Below are 1,987 nucleotides of genomic sequence, written 5' to 3' on the forward strand. Positions count from 1 at the left end.
ATACGGTCTTCCTTCCCGTAGACACGTTAGCCATGCTTGGCGCCCCGCTCGTGCGCGAGGACGTTGCGCGCGTGCCTGCAATGATCGAGTTGCGGTTGAACGATGGGCGCAGCCTTCGCTTCGACAGTGGCGTCGATGCCACCGTCCTGACTCGGCTCATCCGGGCGGTTGAAGCAGCATGATTGGACCAGGGACCGGTGTTCGAGTGTATCTCGCCTGCGGAGCCACGGACATGCGCAAAGGGGTAGAAGGTTTGGCTGCGCTTGCGCAGGATGTGCTACGCCAGAAGCCGACGGGAGGTGCAGTCTTCGCGTTTCGAGGAAGACGGGGCGATCGCATGAAGCTCCTGTATTTTGATGGCCAAGGCTTCTGCCTGTATTATAAAATTTTGCAGAGAGGGCGTTTTCCCTGGCCTTCAGCAGCGGACGGAACGGTCCGGCTGACAACGGCGCAATTGGCGATGTTATGGGAAGGAATTGATTGGCGGCGTCCCGACTGGGGTGCCCCACCGGCGCGTGTCGGTTGATTTATCTCACTGAATTTGCTTGTTTTTATGGATACTCGTCCTGACTTATGGTAGTCAGGTTCATGTCGAGCGCGAGCCAAAATCTTCCCGATGATCCGGCCTTCCTGAAGGCGATGATCGCCGCCTTGCAGGCGGAAAATGCGAAGATGTCGGCGACGTTGCAGGCGCATGACCAGTTGATCCAGACCTTACGGCTGCGCATCGCCAAGCTGAAGAAACAGGTCTTCGGCAAGTCCTCGGAAAAGATCGAGCGGGAAATCCAGCAGTTGGAACTCGCGCTGGAGGATCTTTTAATCGCCGCATCGGAAAGCAGCACCAAGCCGCTCGACGAGGTCGATGAGGCAGTGCCTGCTGCGCCTGCGGCAAGCACGCCCGAAAAGACTATGCGCCGCCGTCCCCGGGTTTCGGAACAGGCAGCTCGCGAGCGCAAAGAACTCGATCCTGGTACCTGCTGCCCCGATTGCGGTGGTGAACTGCGCCTTGTTGGCGAAGACGTCAGCGAAATCCTCGACATGATCGCTGCGCAGATGAAGGTCATCGAGGTCGCTCGATTGAAGAAGTCCTGCCGTTGCTGTGAGAAAATGGTGCAGTTGCCGGCACCAAGCCGTCCGATACCAGGCAGCATGGCGGGTGCCGGCCTGCTGGCTTACATCCTGGTCTCGAAATTCGACGACCATCTGCCACTGTATCGCCTGAACGAGATCTTCGCCCGCATGGGCGCCGACATTCCCGACAGCACGCTGGTCGATTGGTGCGGTCGCGCCATGCAGGTGCTTCAGCCGCTGATTGAGCGGATCGAGACCGCGATCATGGGCAGTGACCTCCTCCATGTCGACGACACCCCAATTCGGGTGCTGGATCGTTCTCTGCGGGATAAGGGTTTGGGCAAGGGCGTGAAGAAAGGCAGGATCTGGACTTATGTCCGCGATCAGCGTCCCTGGGCGGGCGCTGCTCCACCGGGTGCGGTCTACTACTTTGCTCCCGACTGGAAGGAAGAGCACGTCCACCATCACCTCAGGCAGGCGAGCGGCATCCTTCAAGCTGATGGATATAAGGGCTACGGGAAGCTTTATGAACCTGGATCGGACGGGACATCCCGCTTCCGAGAGGCTTCATGCTGGGCGCATTGGCGACGTGACTTCCATGATATCTGGACCTCGAACAAATCCGAGATCGCACGCGAGGCTCTCGATCGCATCGGGGCGCTTTACGACATCGAGCGCGACGTTGCAGGCCAGCCTGCCGATATCCGCCTTGCAGCGCGTCAGAAGCACAGTAAAGCGAAGATCGAAGCATTGCGTGTCTGGGTCGAAGCGCAACTGACCCGTATTCCGGGCAAGGGTGATCTGGCGAAAGCCTTCCGATATGGCCTGAGCCGTTGGTCCTCATTTTGCCTGTTCCTGGAAGACGGTCGTGTCGCCATGGATAACAACGCTGCCGAGCGGGCCCTGCGTCCAATTG

At 59.0% G+C, this 1,987-nt stretch carries 2 protein-coding genes and 1 pseudogene; all 3 read left to right on the forward strand.

All coding sequences use genetic code 11. From position 1 onward, the window contains the following. Nucleotides 1-182 (forward strand): annotated as a pseudogene (locus D3227_RS42480) (transposase); the annotation flags it as partial. Further along, on the forward strand, nt 179-526 hold the full coding sequence (gene tnpB / locus D3227_RS40190; protein ID WP_120019444.1) for an IS66 family insertion sequence element accessory protein TnpB: 348 nt from the start codon (nt 179-181) through the stop codon (nt 524-526). The pseudogene D3227_RS42480 and the gene tnpB, both read left to right, overlap by 4 nt. 62 nt (nt 527-588) lie before the next feature. Continuing rightward, nucleotides 589-1,987, forward strand: a 1,399-nt coding sequence (tnpC, locus tag D3227_RS40195; RefSeq protein ID WP_167481079.1) for an IS66 family transposase, incomplete at its 3' end; no start/stop codon positions are given.

It is taken from the genome of Mesorhizobium waimense (genome assembly GCF_003601975.1).
In the GTDB taxonomy this organism is placed as follows: domain Bacteria; phylum Pseudomonadota; class Alphaproteobacteria; order Rhizobiales; family Rhizobiaceae; genus Mesorhizobium; species Mesorhizobium waimense.

Bases quoted from the DNA above. Each gene is read 5' to 3' on its own strand.
- tnpB (WP_120019444.1), top strand. From the start codon at position 179: ATGATTGGACCAGGGACCGGTGTTCGAGTGTATCTCGCCTGCGGAGCC.